Raw genomic sequence first — 17,184 nt, 5'->3', positions numbered from 1 at the left:
CCACGCTCTGAATACGTGGCTGGCAAACGGAATTTTCAACCCAGTAGTTTTTCCACAAAAGACGCGACGAGGTTTTTCCCCATGGCACTGACACGCGAACAGCAAATTGCAGCCCTTGAAAAAGACTGGGCTGAAAACCCACGCTGGAAAGGCGTGACACGCGCTTACTCCGCTGCTGACGTCGTCCGCCTGCGTGGCTCGGTTCAACCTGAGCACACCTTTGCAAAACTGGGCGCAGAGAAGCTGTGGAACCTGGTTACCCAGGGCGCCAAACCGTCCTTCCGTCCCGAAAAAGATTTCGTCAACTGCATGGGCGCCTTGACCGGCGGCCAGGCTGTGCAGCAAGTCAAGGCCGGCATCCAGGCGATCTACCTGTCCGGCTGGCAAGTGGCCGCGGACAACAACTCCGCCGAGTCCATGTACCCTGACCAGTCGCTGTACCCGGTGGACTCCGTACCGACCGTGGTCAAGCGCATCAACAACTCGTTCCGCCGCGCCGACCAGATCCAGTGGAAAGCCGGTAAAGGCCCAGGCGACGAAGGCTACATCGACTATTTCGCCCCGATCGTGGCGGATGCCGAAGCCGGTTTCGGCGGCGTACTGAACGCCTACGAACTGATGAAGAGCATGATCGAGGCAGGCGCCGCCGGCGTTCACTTCGAAGACCAGCTTGCGTCAGTGAAGAAATGCGGCCACATGGGCGGCAAGGTGCTGGTTCCGACCCAGGAAGCCGTGCAAAAACTGACCGCTGCTCGCCTGGCGGCCGACGTTGCCGGTACACCGACCATCATCCTCGCCCGTACCGACGCCAACGCGGCGGACCTGCTGACGTCGGACTGCGACCCGTACGACCAGCCGTTCGTGACCGGCGAGCGCACCCAGGAAGGCTTCTACAAGGTACGCGCCGGCCTCGACCAGGCTATCGCCCGCGGCCTGGCGTATGCGCCGTATGCTGACCTGATCTGGTGCGAAACCGCCAAGCCAGACCTGGAAGAAGCGCGTCGTTTCGCTGAAGCGATCAAGAAGGAATACCCGGACCAACTGCTGTCCTACAACTGCTCGCCTTCTTTCAACTGGAAGAAGAACCTGGACGACGCGACCATCGCCAAGTTCCAGCGCGAGCTGTCCGCCATGGGCTACAAGCATCAGTTCATCACCCTGGCCGGCATTCACAACATGTGGCACAGCATGTTCAACCTGGCGCACGACTACGCCCGCAACGACATGACCGCCTACGTGAAGCTGCAGGAACAGGAATTTGCTGACGCCGCCAAAGGCTACACCTTCGTGGCCCACCAGCAGGAAGTGGGCACCGGCTACTTCGACGACATGACCACCGTGATCCAGGGTGGCACCTCGTCCGTGACCGCGCTGACCGGTTCGACCGAAGAAGAACAGTTCCACTGAGTGACCTGAGTACACGGCCATTGCGGATCCGTTAAAGAGCTAACCGCAATGCCGTACGATCTGACGCCCCGACTGGTTCGGGGCGTTTTTTTTGCCTGCGCAAAAATCCTCCCTACCCTGAACATCAAAATGTGGGAGGCGCTTGCTCCCGATGAGGGTGTGCCAGCTGATACATCTGTTGATTGAATCACCGCCATCGGGAGCAAGCCCCTCCCACCTTGGGAAATGTGCGTAGCCTGAAGGTTTTGAGCAAAACATTGATCCAGGGCGGTATTTGCTTCGGACAAATCGGTTAAAAGATCCGCGTCATCAACTTGCGCCATACGGGCAAGTAACAACAACTTTCCCCGCCAAGCACCCGGCACCCGCTTAAAACCCACGCAAACAATATTCATTATCATTTAGAGAAACAAAACTTCGTTACACCCTAAACAAAACATCATTGATGAAAATCAAGCTAATGCCCGTAGTGACTGGGCTATAGCCCCACAAAGGTGCACTATGTCCTTATTCCATCGAATATTTTCGCTCTGCAAATTTTACTTGCTCGGTGTTTAGCCATAAAATCACCGCGATTGATTGCGCTGCGACATATCGTCACTGTTTTATTTCTTTATCACGCTCAGAGACCTTTGCTCTCTGTTAAGGATTACCAGCATGCCCGAAGCGACAGGACTCATGGCCCACAACTGGGGCTTTGCCATTTTCCTTCTAGGCGTCGTCGGCCTGTGCGCCTTCATGCTCGGTGTATCCAGCCTCCTGGGGTCAAAAGCCTGGGGTCGCAGCAAAAACGAACCGTTCGAGTCCGGCATGCTACCTACAGGTGGCGCCCGCTTGCGGCTCTCAGCCAAATTCTATCTGGTCGCGATGCTTTTCGTGATCTTCGATATCGAAGCCCTCTTTCTCTTTGCCTGGTCTGTGTCCGTCCGCGAAAGCGGCTGGACCGGATTCGTCGAAGCTCTCATTTTCATAGCAATTCTGTTGGCAGGCCTTGTCTACCTATTTCGAGTGGGCGCCCTTGACTGGGCTCCGGAAGCTCGTCGCAAGCGGCAAGCGAAGCTGAAACAATGAGGCTTTGGCGATGCAATACAATCTCACCAGGATCGACCCGGATGCTCCTAACGAGCAGTACCCCATCGGCGAACGGGAAACCGTTTCCGACCCGTTAGAAGACCAAGTCCACAAAAACATCTACATGGGCAAGCTGGAAGACGTACTGAGCGGTGCGGTCAACTGGGGGCGTAAAAACTCCCTGTGGCCGTACAACTTCGGTCTGTCCTGCTGCTACGTGGAAATGACCACCGCCTTCACGGCGCCCCACGACATCGCGCGCTTTGGCGCCGAAGTAATCCGGGCATCACCGCGCCAAGCGGATTTCATGGTTATCGCCGGTACCTGCTTTATCAAGATGGCGCCGATCATTCAGCGCCTCTACGAGCAAATGCTCGAACCGAAGTGGGTTATCTCCATGGGTTCGTGCGCCAACTCCGGTGGCATGTACGACATCTACTCCGTGGTTCAGGGAGTGGACAAGTTTCTGCCCGTGGACGTCTACGTGCCTGGCTGCCCGCCCCGCCCTGAAGCATTCCTGCAAGGCTTGATGCTCTTGCAAGAGTCGATTGGCAAGGAGCGTCGCCCACTTTCCTGGGTTGTCGGAGATCAAGGCGTATACCGCGCCGAGATGCCGTCACAAAAGGAAACGCGCCGCGAACAGCGTATTCAGGTAACCAACCTGCGCAGCCCCGACGAAGTCTGATCCAGACCGCTTCTTCCATAGAACGAAAACCTGGCTTCATTCTTTACGTTGACCGAAAGCGATAAAAAACCATGACTACAGGCAGTGCTCTGTACATCCCGCCTTATAAGGCAGACGACCAGGATGTGGTCGTCGAACTCAATAACCGTTTTGGCCCTGACGCCTTCACTGCGCAGGCCACACGCACCGGTATGCCGGTGCTGTGGGTCGCGCGCGCCCGGCTCGTCGAAGTCCTGACCTTCCTGCGCAACCTGCCCAAGCCGTATGTCATGCTCTATGACCTGCATGGCGTGGACGAGCGTTTGCGCACCAAGCGCCAGGGCCTGCCGAGCGGCGTCGACTTCACCGTGTTCTATCACTTGCTGTCGATCGAGCGTAACAGCGACGTGATGATCAAGGTCGCGCTGTCCGAGAGCGACCTGAGCGTACCGACCGTGACCAGTATCTGGCCCAACGCCAACTGGTACGAGCGTGAAGTCTGGGACATGTTCGGTATCGATTTCCCCGGCCACCCGCACCTGTCGCGCATCATGATGCCGCCGACCTGGGAAGGTCACCCGTTGCGCAAGGACTTCCCGGCCCGCGCCACCGAGTTCGATCCGTTCAGCCTGAGCCTCGCCAAACAGCAGTTGGAAGAAGAAGCCGCGCGCTTCCGTCCGGAAGACTGGGGCATGAAGCGTTCCGGCACCAACGAGGACTACATGTTCCTCAACCTGGGCCCGAACCACCCTTCGGCCCACGGTGCCTTCCGGATCATCCTGCAACTGGACGGCGAAGAAATCGTCGACTGCGTGCCGGACATCGGCTACCACCACCGTGGTGCCGAGAAGATGGGCGAACGCCAGTCCTGGCACAGCTATATTCCTTACACCGACCGGATCGATTACCTCGGCGGCGTGATGAACAACCTGCCGTACGTGCTCTCGGTCGAGAAGCTGGCCGGCATCCAGGTGCCGCAGAAGGTCGACACCATCCGCATCATGATGGCCGAGTTCTTCCGCATCACCAGCCACCTGCTGTTCCTGGGTACCTATATCCAGGACGTCGGGGCCATGACGCCGGTGTTCTTCACCTTCACCGACCGTCAACGCGCCTACAAGGTCATCGAAGCCATCACCGGTTTCCGCCTGCACCCGGCATGGTACCGCATTGGCGGGGTCGCCCACGACTTGCCGCGCGGCTGGGAAAAGCTGGTCAAGGAATTCGTCGACTGGCTGCCAAAACGCCTCGATGAATACACCAAGGCCGCCCTGGACAACAGCATCCTCAAAGGCCGGACCATCGGCGTCGCTGCCTACAACACCAAAGAGGCCCTGGAATGGGGCGTCACCGGTGCAGGCCTGCGCTCCACCGGTTGCGATTTCGACCTGCGTAAGGCGCGTCCTTACTCCGGCTACGAGAACTTCGAATTCGAGGTCCCGCTGGCCGCCAATGGCGACGCCTACGACCGCTGCATGGTTCGCGTCGAAGAGATGCGCCAGAGCATCAAGATCATCGACCAGTGCATGCGCAACATGCCGGAAGGCCCGTACAAGGCGGATCACCCGCTGACCACGCCGCCGCCCAAAGAGCGCACGCTGCAGCACATCGAAACCCTGATCACGCACTTCCTGCAGGTTTCGTGGGGCCCGGTGATGCCGGCCAACGAATCCTTCCAGATGATCGAAGCGACCAAGGGTATCAACAGTTATTACCTGACGAGCGACGGCGGCACCATGAGCTACCGCACCCGGATTCGTACGCCAAGCTTCCCGCACCTGCAGCAGATCCCTTCGGTGATCAAAGGCGAGATGGTCGCGGACTTGATTGCGTACCTGGGTAGTATCGATTTCGTTATGGCCGACGTGGACCGTTAAGCATGAACAGCACGCTCATCCAGACAGACCGTTTCACCTTGAGTGAAACCGAGCGCTCGGCCATCGAGCACGAGTTGCATCACTACGAAGACCCGCGCGCGGCGTCGATCGAAGCCTTGAAGATCGTCCAGAAGGAACGTGGCTGGGTGCCGGACGGCGCCCTCTACGCCATCGGCGAAATGCTCGGCATCCCCGCCAGCGACGTTGAAGGCGTGGCGACGTTCTACAGCCAGATCTTCCGCCAACCCGTCGGCCGCCACATCATTCGCGTGTGCGACAGCATGGTCTGCTACATCGGTGGCCACGAGTCGGTGGTCAGCGAGATCCAGGACAAGCTGGGCATCGGCCTCGGCCAGACCACCGCCGACGGCCGTTTCACGCTGTTGCCGGTGTGCTGCCTGGGCAACTGCGACAAGGCACCGGCGTTGATGATCGACGACGACACATTCGGCGACGTGCAGCCTGCCGGCGTCAGCCAATTGCTCGAGGGCTACCCATGACCCTGACTTCCTTCGGCCCGGCCAACCGCATCCAGCGTTCGGCCGAGACTCACCCGCTGACCTGGCGCCTGCGTGACGACGGCGAGCCGGTATGGCTCGACGAGTACCAGGCCAAGAACGGCTACGCTGCCGCCCGCAAAGCCTTTGCCGACATGGCCCAGGACGACATCGTCCAGACCGTGAAGGATGCAGGCCTGAAAGGTCGCGGCGGCGCTGGCTTCCCCACCGGCGTGAAGTGGGGCCTGATGCCCAAAGACGAATCCATCAACATCCGCTACCTGCTGTGCAACGCGGATGAAATGGAGCCGAACACCTGGAAAGACCGCATGCTGATGGAGCAACTGCCCCATCTGCTGATCGAAGGCATGCTGATCAGTGCCCGTGCGCTGAAGACCTACCGTGGCTATATCTTCCTGCGTGGCGAATACACCACCGCCGCCAAGCACCTCAACCGTGCCGTGGAAGAAGCCAAGGCGGCCGGCCTGCTGGGCAAGAACATCCTCGGTTCGGGTTTTGACTTCGAACTCTTTGTGCACACCGGCGCCGGGCGTTACATCTGCGGTGAAGAAACCGCACTGATCAACTCCCTCGAAGGCCGCCGCGCCAACCCACGCTCCAAGCCGCCCTTCCCTGCCGCCGTCGGCGTGTGGGGCAAGCCGACCTGCGTGAACAACGTCGAGACCTTGTGCAACGTGCCGGCGATCATCGCCGACGGCGTCGACTGGTACAAATCGTTGGCTCGCGAAGGCAGCGAAGACATGGGCACCAAGCTCATGGGCTTCTCCGGCAAGGTCAAGAACCCCGGTTTGTGGGAACTGCCCTTCGGCGTCACCGCGCGCGAGCTGTTCGAGGACTACGCCGGTGGCATGCGCGACGGCTACACCCTCAAGGCCTGGCAGCCAGGCGGCGCGGGCACCGGCTTCCTGCTGCCCGAGCACCTGGATGCCCAGATGTACGCAGGCGGCATCGGCAAAGTCGGCACCCGGATGGGCACCGGCCTGGCCATGGCGGTGGACAACACCGTCAACATGGTCTCGCTGCTGCGCAACATGGAGCAGTTCTTTGCCCGTGAATCCTGCGGTTTCTGCACCCCGTGCCGCGATGGTTTGCCATGGAGCGTCAAGCTGCTGATGTCCCTCGAGAAAGGCGAAGGCCGCGAGGGTGATATCGAGACCCTGCTGGGTCTGGTCGGCTTCCTCGGCCCAGGCAAGACCTTCTGTGCTCACGCACCGGGCGCCGTGGAGCCATTGGGCAGCGCGATCAAATATTTCCGCTCTGAATTCGAGGCCGGTATCGCGCCAACCCGCGCGGGCGATCTCAATCAGGTGGTATCGCCGACCATGGTCGGCGCGTAACGCTTAAAGAAGCGAAGGGTCCGTGCCCTTCGCTTTGTCATGTGATGACGCCTTGAACGGCTGTGTTGATTCACATGAATAACAAGATTCCATTAGCCACGCCCGCTGACACCGGGCCAACGAAGATCTTTGAACCATGGCCACTATCCACGTAGACGGCAAAGCGCTCGAAGTCGATGGGGCAGACAACCTGTTACAGGCATGTCTGTCACTGGGTCTCGACATCCCTTATTTCTGCTGGCACCCCGCTTTAGGTAGCGTCGGTGCCTGTCGCCAGTGCGCGGTCAAGCAGTACACCGACGAAAACGACACACGTGGTCGTATCGTCATGTCCTGCATGACCCCGGCCACCGACAACACCTGGATCTCCATCGACGATGAAGAGTCCAAGGCGTTCCGCGCCAGTGTCGTTGAATGGCTGATGACCAACCACCCGCACGACTGTCCGGTGTGCGAGGAAGGCGGTCACTGCCACTTGCAGGACATGACGGTGATGACCGGCCACAACGAGCGCCGTTATCGCTTCACCAAACGCACTCACCAGAACCAGGACCTCGGCCCGTTCATTTCCCACGAAATGAACCGCTGCATCGCCTGCTACCGCTGCGTGCGTTTCTATAAGGACTACGCCGGCGGCACCGACCTCGGCGTATTCGGCGCCCACGACAACGTGTACTTCGGTCGCGTTGAAGACGGCGTACTCGAAAGCGAGTTCTCCGGCAACCTCACCGAGGTCTGCCCGACCGGTGTGTTTACCGACAAGACCCACTCCGAGCGCTACAACCGCAAGTGGGACATGCAATTCGCGCCGAGCATCTGTCATGGCTGCTCCAGCGGTTGCAACATCTCCCCGGGCGAGCGTTACGGCGAACTGCGGCGTATCGAAAACCGCTTCAACGGCTCGGTCAACCAGTACTTCCTGTGCGACCGTGGTCGTTTCGGCTATGGCTACGTCAACCGCGAAGACCGCCCACGCCAACCGCTGCTGGCCGATGGCGCCAAGCTGAGCCTGGACGCGGCGCTGGACAAGGCCGCCGATCTGCTGCGCGGACGCAACATCGTCGGTATCGGTTCGCCACGTGCCAGCCTCGAAAGCAACTATGCGTTGCGCGAACTGGTCGGTGCCGAGCACTTCTACTCGGGTATCGAAGCCGGTGAGCTGGAACGCATCCGCCTGGTCCTCCAGGTGCTGAACGACAGCCCGCTGCCCGTGCCGAACATGCGCGATATCGAAGACCACGACGCAATCTTCGTACTCGGTGAAGACCTGACCCAGACCGCTGCTCGCGTGGCCTTGTCCCTGCGCCAGTCGGTAAAAGGCAAGGCCGAGGACATGGCCGACGCCATGCGCGTCCAGCCTTGGCTCGATGCGGCGGTGAAAAACATCGGCCAGCACGCGTTGAACCCGCTGTTTATTGCAAGCATCGCTGAAACCAAGCTCGACGATATCGCCGAAGAGTGTGTGCATGCGGCGCCTGACGACCTGGCGCGCATCGGTTTCGCCGTGGCCCACGCCCTGGATGCCAGCGCGCCGGCTGTCGAAGGTCTCGACAGCGAAGCCCTGGAACTGGCCAAGCGCATCGCTGAGGCCCTGCTCGCGGCCAAACGCCCATTGATCATTGCCGGTACCTCCCTGGGTTCCAAGGCGCTGATCGAAGCCGCCGCCAACATCGCCAAGGCCCTCAAGCTGCGCGAGAAGAACGGTTCCATCAGCCTGATCGTGCCGGAAGCCAACAGCCTCGGCCTGGCCATGCTCGGTGGCGAATCGGTGGACGCCGCCCTGCAAAGCGTGATCGACGGCAACGCCGACGCCCTCGTGGTGCTGGAAAACGACCTGTACACCCGCACGGATTCGGCCAAGGTCGACGCCGCGCTGGACGCCGCCAAAGTGCTGATCGTTGCTGATCACCAGAAGACCGCCACCAGCGACCGCGCCGACCTGGTACTGCCAGCCGCCACCTTCGCTGAAGGCGACGGTACCCTGGTCAGCCAGGAAGGCCGCGCCCAGCGCTTCTTCCAGGTGTTCGATCCGAAGTACATGGACGCCAGCATCCTGGTTCACGAAGGCTGGCGCTGGCTGCATGCCTTGCGCGCGACCTTGCTCAACCAGCCGATCGACTGGACCCAGCTCGACCACGTGACCGCTGCCTGTGCTGCCAGCACGCCGCAACTGGCGCGTATCGTCGACGCCGCACCGTCCGCCGCATTCCGCATCAAGGGCCTGAAACTGGCCCGTGAACCGCTGCGCTACTCCGGTCGTACCGCCATGCGCGCCGACATCAGCGTGCACGAGCCACGCACTCCGCAAGATAACGACACCGCGTTCGCCTTCTCCATGGAAGGTTATTCGGGTTCGGCCGAACCGCGTCAGCAAGTGCCTTTCGCCTGGTCTCCAGGCTGGAACTCGCCGCAAGCCTGGAACAAGTTCCAGGACGAAGTCGGTGGTCACATCCGCGCTGGCGACCCGGGCACCCGCCTGATCGAAAGCCAGGGTGACGCGCTGAACTGGTTCGCCGCGGTACCGCGCCCGTTCAATCCGGCCCCGGGCACCTGGCAGGTCGTGCCGTTCTTCCACCTGTTCGGCAGCGAAGAGAACTCTTCCAAAGCCGCGCCGGTGCAAGCGCGCATTCCCGCCGCCTATGTGTCATTGGCCAAGTCCGAAGCCGACCGCCTGGGCGTCAACGACGGTGCCCTGCTCAGCTTGAACGTGGCCGGCCAGACCCTGCGTCTGCCTCTGCGCATCAACGAAGCGTTGGGTGCCGGCCTGGTTGCACTGCCAAAAGGCCTGGCCGGCATTCCTCCGGCAATCTTTGGCCAAACCGTTGACGGTCTGCAGGAGGCAGCGCAATGACCTGGTTCACCCCTGAAGTGATCGACGTGATCATCGCGGTGGTCAAGGCCATCGTGATCCTGTTGGCCGTGGTCGTCGCGGGCGCCCTGCTCAGCTTCGTCGAACGTCGCCTGCTGGGCTGGTGGCAGGACCGCTACGGTCCGAACCGCGTTGGCCCGTTCGGCATGTTCCAGATCGCCGCCGACATGCTGAAAATGTTCTTCAAGGAAGACTGGACGCCGCCGTTTGCCGACAAGGTGATCTTCACCCTGGCACCGGTGGTGGCCATGAGCGCCTTGCTGATTGCCTTCGCGATCATCCCAATCACCCCGACCTGGGGCGTGGCGGACCTGAACATCGGCTTGCTGTTCTTCTTCGCCATGGCCGGCCTGTCGGTCTACGCGGTGCTGTTCGCCGGTTGGGCCAGTAACAACAAGTTCGCCCTGCTCGGCAGCTTGCGGGCCTCGGCCCAGACCGTGTCCTACGAAGTGTTCATGGGCCTGGCGCTGATGGGCATCGTGGTGCAGGTGGGCTCGTTCAACATGCGCGACATCGTCGAGTACCAGGCGCAGAACCTGTGGTTCATCATTCCGCAGTTCTTCGGCTTCTGTACCTTCTTCATCGCTGGCGTCGCGGTGACTCACCGTCACCCGTTCGACCAGCCGGAAGCGGAACAGGAACTGGCCGACGGTTACCACATTGAATACGCCGGCATGAAATGGGGCATGTTCTTCGTCGGTGAGTACATCGGCATCATCTTGATCTCGGCCCTGCTGGTCACGCTGTTCTTCGGCGGCTGGCACGGACCGTTCGGCATCCTGCCGCAACTGGCATTCTTCTGGTTCTTCCTGAAGACCGCGTTCTTCATCATGCTGTTCATCCTGCTGCGCGCTTCCATTCCGCGCCCACGCTATGACCAGGTGATGGATTTCAGCTGGCGCTTCTGCCTGCCGCTGACCCTGATCAATTTGCTGGTGACTGCTGCCGTTGTGTTGTTGAACACGCCAGCGGGCGCGGTTCAGTGAGGATTTGACCCATGTTCAAATATATTGGCGACATCGTTAAGGGTACCGGTACCCAGTTGCGAAGCCTGGTGATGGTATTCGGTCACGGCTTTCGCAAACGCGACACCCTGCAATACCCGGAAGAAGCGGTCTACCTGCCGCCGCGCTATCGCGGCCGTATCGTGCTGACCCGCGACCCCGATGGCGAAGAGCGCTGCGTAGCCTGCAACCTGTGCGCCGTGGCGTGCCCGGTGGGCTGCATTTCGCTGCAGAAAGCTGAAACCGAAGACGGTCGCTGGTACCCGGACTTCTTCCGCATCAACTTCTCGCGCTGCATTTTCTGCGGCCTCTGCGAGGAAGCTTGCCCGACCACCGCAATCCAGTTGACACCGGATTTCGAAATGGCCGAGTTCAAACGTCAGGACCTGGTGTATGAAAAAGAAGACCTGTTGATTTCCGGTCCCGGTAAAAACCCTGATTACAACTTCTATCGTGTTGCAGGTATGGCCGTTGCCGGTAAGCCGAAAGGCGCCGCACAGAACGAAGCCGAGCCGATCAACGTGAAGAGCTTGCTGCCTTAAGGAAGAAAGATGGAATTCGCTTTCTATTTCGCATCGGGTATTGCAGTGGTGTCCACGCTTCGCGTGATCACTAACACCAATCCCGTGCACGCCCTGCTCTACCTGATCATTTCGCTGATCGCCGTGGCCATGACGTTCTTCAGCCTCGGCGCACCGTTCGCCGGTGTCCTGGAAGTGATCGCCTACGCCGGCGCCATCATGGTGCTGTTCGTGTTTGTGGTGATGATGCTCAACCTCGGGCCGGCTTCGGTCGCCCAGGAGCGCGTCTGGCTCAAACCCGGCATCTGGCTCGGCCCGGTGATTCTGGCCGCCCTGCTGCTGGCTGAACTGCTGTATGTGCTGTTCGCTCACCAGAGCGGCCAGGCCATCGGCCACACCACCGTAGACGCCAAGGCCGTGGGCATCAGCCTGTTCGGCCCGTACCTGCTGGTGGTCGAACTGGCTTCGATGCTGCTGCTCGCCGCAGTCATCACCGCCTTCCACCTGGGCCGCAACGAAGCCAAGGAGCAATGACGATGCCTGCTATCCCTTTGGAGCATGGTCTGGCGGTCGCCGGCATCCTGTTCTGCCTTGGCCTGGTCGGCCTGATGGTTCGCCGTAACATTCTGTTCGTGTTGATGAGCCTGGAAATCATGATGAACGCCGCCGCATTGGCATTCATCGTGGCCGGCGCACGCTGGGGCCAGCCGGATGGACAAGTCATGTTCATCCTGGTGATCAGCCTGGCAGCCGCCGAAGCCAGTATTGGCTTGGCGATCCTGCTGCAACTGTATCGTCGCTTCCACACGCTTGATATCGACGCTGCCAGTGAGATGCGCGGATGAACATGATCTTTCTGACTTTCGTATTTCCCCTGATCGGTTTCCTGCTGCTGTCGTTCTCCCGTGGACGCTGGTCGGAAAACTTCTCGGCGCTGATCGGCGTGGGTTCCATTGGCTTGTCGGCGCTTGTCACCGCCTATGTCATCTGGCAATTCAACGTCGCGCCTCCGGAAGGCGGTCACTACACCCTGGTGCTGTGGCAATGGATGTCGGTGGAAGGCTTCAAGCCCAACTTCGCCCTCTACGTCGACGGCCTGTCGATCACCATGCTCGGCGTGGTGGTCGGCGTGGGTTTCCTGATCCACTTGTTCGCGTCCTGGTACATGCGCGGTGAAGCGGGTTACTCGCGCTTCTTCTCGTACACCAACCTGTTTATCGCCAGCATGCTGTTCCTGGTGCTGGGCGATAACCTGTTGTTCCTGTACTTCGGCTGGGAAGGCGTGGGCCTGTGCTCGTACCTGTTGATCGGTTTCTACTACAGCAACCGCAACAACGGGAACGCGGCACTCAAGGCGTTTATCGTGACCCGGATCGGCGACGTGTTCATGGCGATCGGCCTGTTCATCCTGTTCCAACAGGTGGGCACGCTGAATATCCAGGAACTGTTGGTGCTCGCGCCGCAGAAATTCCAGGTCGGCGACTTCTGGATCACCCTGGCGACCCTGATGCTGCTGGGTGGCGCTGTCGGTAAATCCGCGCAGTTGCCGTTGCAAACCTGGCTGGCGGACGCGATGGCCGGTCCTACCCCGGTTTCGGCGCTGATCCACGCCGCAACCATGGTGACCGCGGGTGTCTACCTGATCGCCCGGACCCATGGCCTGTTCACCCTGGCGCCGGAGATCCTGCATCTGGTCGGCCTGGTGGGTGGCGTGACCCTGGTACTGGCCGGTTTCGCCGCGCTGGTACAGACCGACATCAAACGTATCCTCGCCTACTCGACCATGAGCCAGATCGGCTACATGTTCCTGGCCCTGGGCGTCGGCGCCTGGGACGGCGCGATCTTCCACCTGATGACCCACGCCTTCTTCAAGGCCCTGCTGTTCCTTGCATCCGGTGCGGTGATCGTTGCCTGCCACCACGAGCAGAACATCTTCAAGATGGGCGGTCTGTGGAAGAAGCTGCCGCTGGCCTACGCCAGCTTCATCGTCGGCGGCGCGGCACTGGCGGCGTTGCCGTTGGTCACCGCAGGTTTCTACTCGAAGGACGAAATCCTCTGGGAAGCCTTTGCCAGCGGTAACCAGGGTCTGCTGTACGCCGGTCTGGTAGGTGCATTCATGACCTCGCTGTACACCTTCCGCCTGATCTTCATCACCTTCCACGGTGAAGCCAAGACCGAAGCGCACGCAGGCCACGGCATCTCCCACTGGCTGCCACTGTCGGTGCTGATCGTGCTGTCGACCTTCGTCGGCGCCCTGATCACCCCGCCGCTGGCCGGTGTGCTGCCACAAAGCGTCGGCCATGCCGGCGGCGACGCCAAGCACAGCCTGGAAATCGCCTCGGGCGCCATCGCCATCGCGGGTATCCTGCTGGCGGCCATGCTGTTCCTTGGCAAGCGTCGCTTCGCCAGCGCCGTTGCCAACAGCGGCATTGGCCGTTTCCTATCGGCCTGGTGGTTCGCTGCCTGGGGCTTCGACTGGATCTACGACAAACTGTTCGTCAAGCCTTACCTTGCGATCAGCCACGTACTGCGCAAAGACCCGCTCGACCAGACCATCGGTTTGATCCCGCGCGCCGCCAAGGGTGGACACAACGCCCTGAGCCGCAGCGAGACTGGCCAATTGCGTTGGTATGCAGCTTCCATGGCGGCCGGTGCCGTTCTGGTGATCGGCGCCATCGTCGTGGTTGCGGTCTGACTATGTACATTGCGCACTTTGCGAACTTGCGAAAGGAAACGAGCCCGTCATGATTCTGCCCTGGCTAATCCTGATTCCCTTTATCGGCGGCCTGCTCTGCTGGATGGGCGAGCGCTTCGGCGCAACCCTGCCCCGCTGGATCGCGTTGCTGACCATGTCCCTGGAACTCGCACTCGGCCTCTGGCTGTGGGGCCATGGCGACTATTCATTTGCTCCGGCACCGGGTGTCGATCCAACCTTCGCGCTTGAATTCAAGCACGTCTGGATCGAGCGCTTCGGCATCAACGTGCACCTGGCCCTCGACGGCCTGTCGCTGTTGATGATCCTGCTGACCGGCTTGCTGGGTATCCTCTCGGTACTCTGTTCCTGGAAAGAGATTCAGCGTCATGTGGGCTTCTTCCACCTGAACCTGATGTGGATCCTGGGCGGCGTGGTTGGCGTATTCCTCGCCCTCGACCTGTTCATGTTCTTCTTCTTCTGGGAAATGATGCTGGTGCCGATGTACTTCCTCATCGCGCTCTGGGGTCACAGTTCTTCGGACGGCAAGAAAACCCGGATCTACGCGGCGACCAAGTTCTTCATCTTCACCCAGGCTTCCGGCCTGATCATGCTGGTGGCGATCCTCGGTCTGGTACTGGTCAACTTCAACAACACGGGCGTGATTACCTTCAACTACGCCGACCTGTTGAAAACCCAGATGTCGCTGACCACCGAGTACATCCTGATGCTGGGCTTCTTCATCGCGTTCGCGGTGAAGCTGCCGGTGGTGCCGTTCCATTCCTGGTTGCCTGACGCTCACGCCCAGGCGCCGACCGCGGGTTCCGTGGACCTGGCCGGTATCCTGCTGAAGACCGCTGCTTATGGTCTGCTGCGTTTCGCCTTGCCGCTGTTCCCGAATGCCTCGGCCGAGTTCGCGCCGATCGCCATGACCCTGGGCCTGATCGGGATCTTCTACGGTGCATTCCTGGCGTTCGCACAAACCGACATCAAGCGTCTGATTGCCTTCTCGTCCGTATCCCACATGGGCTTCGTACTGATCGGCATCTACTCCGGCAGCCAGCTGGCGTTGCAAGGCGCGGTGATCCAGATGTTGGCCCACGGTGTTTCGGCAGCCGCGCTGTTTATCCTCAGCGGCCAGTTGTATGAGCGCCTGCATACCCGTGACATGCGCGAAATGGGCGGTGTCTGGTCGCGCATCGCTTACCTGCCGGCGATCAGCCTGTTCTTCGCCGCCGCGTCCCTGGGCTTGCCGGGGACCGGTAACTTCATCGGTGAATTCCTGATCCTGATGGGTGCGTTCGTGCAGACACCGTGGATCAGCGCCATTGCCACCTCCGGCCTGGTGTTTGGTTCGGTTTACTCGCTGATCATGATCCACCGGGCCTATTTCGGCCCGGCCAAGTCCGACACCGTCCTGCAAGGGATGGATGCTCGCGAACTGATCATGGTGCTCGGTCTTGCGGTCTTGCTGATCTACATCGGCGTCTACCCGCAACCGTTCCTGGACACTTCTGCCGCGACGATGCATGGCGTGCAGCAGTGGTTCAGCACCGCCTTCTCTCAACTCGCTTCGGCCCGGTAAGAGCGCTATGGAATTCACGATCCAACACTTTATCGCGCTTGCGCCGCTGCTGATCACCAGCCTCACCATCGTGGTGGTGATGCTGGCGATCGCCTGGCGCCGCAATCACTCGCAGACGTTCCTGCTGTCCACTGCGGGCCTGAACCTGGCCTTGCTGTCGATCATCCCGGCACTCAAGGTCGCGCCCCTGGCGGTCACCCCGCTGATGATGGTCGATGACTTCGCGCTGCTGTATATCGCGTTGATCCTGGTTGCCACCCTCGCCTGCGTCACCCTCGCCCATGCCTACCTGGGTGAAGGCGGCACCGGTTACCCGGGCAACCGCGAAGAGCTGTACCTGCTGATTCTGCTGGCTGCGGCCGGCGGTATCGTGCTGGTCAGCGCGCAGCACCTGGCCGGTTTGTTCATCGGTCTGGAACTGCTGTCGGTCCCGACCTACGGCCTGGTGGCCTACGCGTTCTTCAACAAGCGCTCGCTGGAAGCCGGTATCAAGTACATGGTGCTGTCGGCCGCCGGTTCCGCGTTTCTGTTGTTCGGCATGGCGCTGCTGTATGCCGAGGCCGGTAGCCTGAGCTTCAGCGGTATCGGTCACGCCCTGGCGACCACCAGCATGCCTGCGCCAATCGCCCAGCTGGGCCTGGGGATGATGCTGATTGGCCTGGCGTTCAAGCTGTCGCTGGTGCCGTTCCACTTGTGGACCCCGGACGTGTACGAAGGCGCCCCGGCGCCTGTCGCTGCGTTCCTGGCCACGGCCTCGAAAGTGGCGGTGTTTGCGGTAATGGTGCGTCTGTTCCAGATCTCCCCCGCGGCCAACACCGGGGTGCTGAGCAACGTACTGACCATCATTGCCATCGCGTCGATCCTGTTCGGTAACCTGCTGGCCCTGACCCAGAACAACCTCAAGCGTCTGCTGGGTTATTCGTCCATCGCCCACTTCGGTTACCTGCTGATCGCCCTGGTCGCGAGCAAAGGCCTGGCGGTGGAAGCCATCGGCGTGTACCTGGTCACCTACGTGATCACCAGCCTCGGCGCCTTCGGTGTGATCACTCTGATGTCCTCGCCTTACAAAGGCCGTGACGCTGACGCCCTGTACGAATACCGTGGCCTGTTCTGGCGCCGCCCGTACCTGACCGCCGTGCTGACCGTGATGATGCTGTCCCTGGCCGGTATCCCGCTGACCGCGGGCTTCATCGGCAAGTTCTACATCGTCGCGACCGGTGTCGAAGCGCACGAATGGTGGTTGGTCGCGTCCCTGGTACTGGGTAGCGCCATCGGCGTGTTCTACTACCTGCGCGTAATGGTCACCCTGTACCTGATCGAGCCAAACCTGCGCCGTGTGGATGCCGAACTGCACTGGGAACAGAAAGCGGGCGGCGTGATGCTGCTGGCAATCGCCCTGCTGGCGTTCTTCCTGGGCGTCTACCCGCAACCCTTGCTCAGCCTGGTGCAGCATGCGGTGATGGCGGGTTGATCGCTTAGCGGCAAGCAGTAAGCAGAACGGCACCTTCGGGTGCCGTTTTGCGTTTTCAGAGGTTGATCCAAGAGGCGTGGCGCAGCGTCTATTGCTATCGCGAGCAAGCCCGCTCCCACATTGGATCGCATTCCAAAGGATGAACTCAGTCAAATGTGGGAGCGGGCT

General features: G+C 60.7%; 14 protein-coding genes. All 14 read left to right on the top strand.

Annotated elements, in window-relative coordinates:
• Window positions 1–81 precede the first annotated feature (81 nt).
• The 14 genes from aceA (at window position 82) to nuoN (ending at window position 17,016) form a co-directional block, all read left to right on the top strand.
• Window positions 82–1,407, top strand: coding sequence for an isocitrate lyase (aceA, locus tag AC6CIA_RS24095; protein ID WP_084378054.1), 1,326 nt, complete (start codon window positions 82–84; stop codon window positions 1,405–1,407).
• A gap of 657 nt (window positions 1,408–2,064) precedes the next feature.
• Window positions 2,065–2,478: an NADH-quinone oxidoreductase subunit A gene (locus tag AC6CIA_RS24090; protein ID WP_339528451.1), complete on the top strand. Its 414-nt coding sequence runs from the start codon at window positions 2,065–2,067 to the stop codon at window positions 2,476–2,478.
• Window positions 2,479–2,488: 10 nt separating this feature from the next.
• Window positions 2,489–3,163: a NuoB/complex I 20 kDa subunit family protein gene (locus tag AC6CIA_RS24085; protein WP_339528450.1), complete on the top strand. Its 675-nt coding sequence runs from the start codon at window positions 2,489–2,491 to the stop codon at window positions 3,161–3,163.
• A gap of 71 nt (window positions 3,164–3,234) precedes the next feature.
• Window positions 3,235–5,019 (top strand): NADH-quinone oxidoreductase subunit C/D, encoded by a 1,785-nt coding sequence (gene nuoC, locus AC6CIA_RS24080; RefSeq protein ID WP_498315623.1) that lies wholly within the window; start codon window positions 3,235–3,237, stop codon window positions 5,017–5,019.
• A 2-nt stretch (window positions 5,020–5,021) separates the two neighbouring features.
• The gene (gene nuoE, locus AC6CIA_RS24075; RefSeq protein WP_084378057.1) at window positions 5,022–5,519 is read left to right on the top strand and encodes an NADH-quinone oxidoreductase subunit NuoE; all 498 of its coding nucleotides are present in this window, start codon (window positions 5,022–5,024) and stop codon (window positions 5,517–5,519) included.
• Window positions 5,516–6,874 carry an NADH-quinone oxidoreductase subunit NuoF gene (nuoF, locus tag AC6CIA_RS24070; RefSeq protein WP_498315622.1) on the top strand — a complete coding sequence of 453 codons (1,359 nt, stop codon included), beginning with the start codon at window positions 5,516–5,518 and terminating at the stop codon, window positions 6,872–6,874. Before nuoE ends, nuoF begins: the two co-directional genes overlap by 4 nt.
• A gap of 136 nt (window positions 6,875–7,010) precedes the next feature.
• Window positions 7,011–9,725, top strand: a complete 2,715-nt coding sequence (gene nuoG, locus AC6CIA_RS24065) for an NADH-quinone oxidoreductase subunit NuoG (protein ID WP_498315621.1) — start codon at window positions 7,011–7,013, stop codon at window positions 9,723–9,725.
• Window positions 9,722–10,729, top strand: coding sequence for an NADH-quinone oxidoreductase subunit NuoH (nuoH, locus tag AC6CIA_RS24060; protein WP_076016755.1), 1,008 nt, complete (start codon window positions 9,722–9,724; stop codon window positions 10,727–10,729). Before nuoG ends, nuoH begins: the two co-directional genes overlap by 4 nt.
• An 11-nt stretch (window positions 10,730–10,740) precedes the next feature.
• Entirely contained in the window at window positions 10,741–11,289 is a 549-nt protein-coding gene (gene nuoI, locus AC6CIA_RS24055) for an NADH-quinone oxidoreductase subunit NuoI (RefSeq protein ID WP_003174725.1), read from the top strand.
• A gap of 9 nt (window positions 11,290–11,298) precedes the next feature.
• Complete coding sequence (gene nuoJ / locus AC6CIA_RS24050; protein ID WP_058415522.1) at window positions 11,299–11,802, top strand: NADH-quinone oxidoreductase subunit J; 504 nt, start codon at window positions 11,299–11,301, stop codon at window positions 11,800–11,802.
• Window positions 11,803–11,804: 2 nt separating this feature from the next.
• Complete coding sequence (gene nuoK, locus AC6CIA_RS24045; RefSeq protein WP_003174727.1) at window positions 11,805–12,113, top strand: NADH-quinone oxidoreductase subunit NuoK; 309 nt, start codon at window positions 11,805–11,807, stop codon at window positions 12,111–12,113.
• Window positions 12,110–13,963: an NADH-quinone oxidoreductase subunit L gene (gene nuoL / locus AC6CIA_RS24040; protein ID WP_339528445.1), complete on the top strand. Its 1,854-nt coding sequence runs from the start codon at window positions 12,110–12,112 to the stop codon at window positions 13,961–13,963. The genes nuoK and nuoL overlap by 4 nt, the downstream gene beginning before the upstream one ends.
• Before the next feature lie 49 nt (window positions 13,964–14,012).
• The gene (nuoM, locus tag AC6CIA_RS24035) at window positions 14,013–15,545 is read left to right on the top strand and encodes an NADH-quinone oxidoreductase subunit M (RefSeq protein WP_498315620.1); all 1,533 of its coding nucleotides are present in this window, start codon (window positions 14,013–14,015) and stop codon (window positions 15,543–15,545) included.
• A gap of 7 nt (window positions 15,546–15,552) precedes the next feature.
• Window positions 15,553–17,016 carry an NADH-quinone oxidoreductase subunit NuoN gene (nuoN, locus tag AC6CIA_RS24030; RefSeq protein WP_339528443.1) on the top strand — a complete coding sequence of 488 codons (1,464 nt, stop codon included), beginning with the start codon at window positions 15,553–15,555 and terminating at the stop codon, window positions 17,014–17,016.
• Window positions 17,017–17,184 lie beyond the last annotated feature (168 nt).

The organism is Pseudomonas sp. GQ91, assembly GCF_059758795.1.
This window is presented reverse-complemented; position numbering and strand designations above follow the sequence as displayed.

Bases quoted from the DNA above. Each gene is read 5' to 3' on its own strand.
- aceA (WP_084378054.1), top strand. From the start codon at position 82: ATGGCACTGACACGCGAACAGCAAATTGCAGCCCTTGAAAAAGACTGG.
- AC6CIA_RS24090 (WP_339528451.1), top strand. From the start codon at position 2,065: ATGCCCGAAGCGACAGGACTCATGGCCCACAACTGGGGCTTTGCCATT.
- AC6CIA_RS24085 (WP_339528450.1), top strand. From the start codon at position 2,489: ATGCAATACAATCTCACCAGGATCGACCCGGATGCTCCTAACGAGCAG.
- nuoC (WP_498315623.1), top strand. From the start codon at position 3,235: ATGACTACAGGCAGTGCTCTGTACATCCCGCCTTATAAGGCAGACGAC.
- nuoE (WP_084378057.1), top strand. From the start codon at position 5,022: ATGAACAGCACGCTCATCCAGACAGACCGTTTCACCTTGAGTGAAACC.
- nuoF (WP_498315622.1), top strand. From the start codon at position 5,516: ATGACCCTGACTTCCTTCGGCCCGGCCAACCGCATCCAGCGTTCGGCC.
- nuoG (WP_498315621.1), top strand. From the start codon at position 7,011: ATGGCCACTATCCACGTAGACGGCAAAGCGCTCGAAGTCGATGGGGCA.
- nuoH (WP_076016755.1), top strand. From the start codon at position 9,722: ATGACCTGGTTCACCCCTGAAGTGATCGACGTGATCATCGCGGTGGTC.
- nuoI (WP_003174725.1), top strand. From the start codon at position 10,741: ATGTTCAAATATATTGGCGACATCGTTAAGGGTACCGGTACCCAGTTG.
- nuoJ (WP_058415522.1), top strand. From the start codon at position 11,299: ATGGAATTCGCTTTCTATTTCGCATCGGGTATTGCAGTGGTGTCCACG.
- nuoK (WP_003174727.1), top strand. From the start codon at position 11,805: ATGCCTGCTATCCCTTTGGAGCATGGTCTGGCGGTCGCCGGCATCCTG.
- nuoL (WP_339528445.1), top strand. From the start codon at position 12,110: ATGAACATGATCTTTCTGACTTTCGTATTTCCCCTGATCGGTTTCCTG.
- nuoM (WP_498315620.1), top strand. From the start codon at position 14,013: ATGATTCTGCCCTGGCTAATCCTGATTCCCTTTATCGGCGGCCTGCTC.
- nuoN (WP_339528443.1), top strand. From the start codon at position 15,553: ATGGAATTCACGATCCAACACTTTATCGCGCTTGCGCCGCTGCTGATC.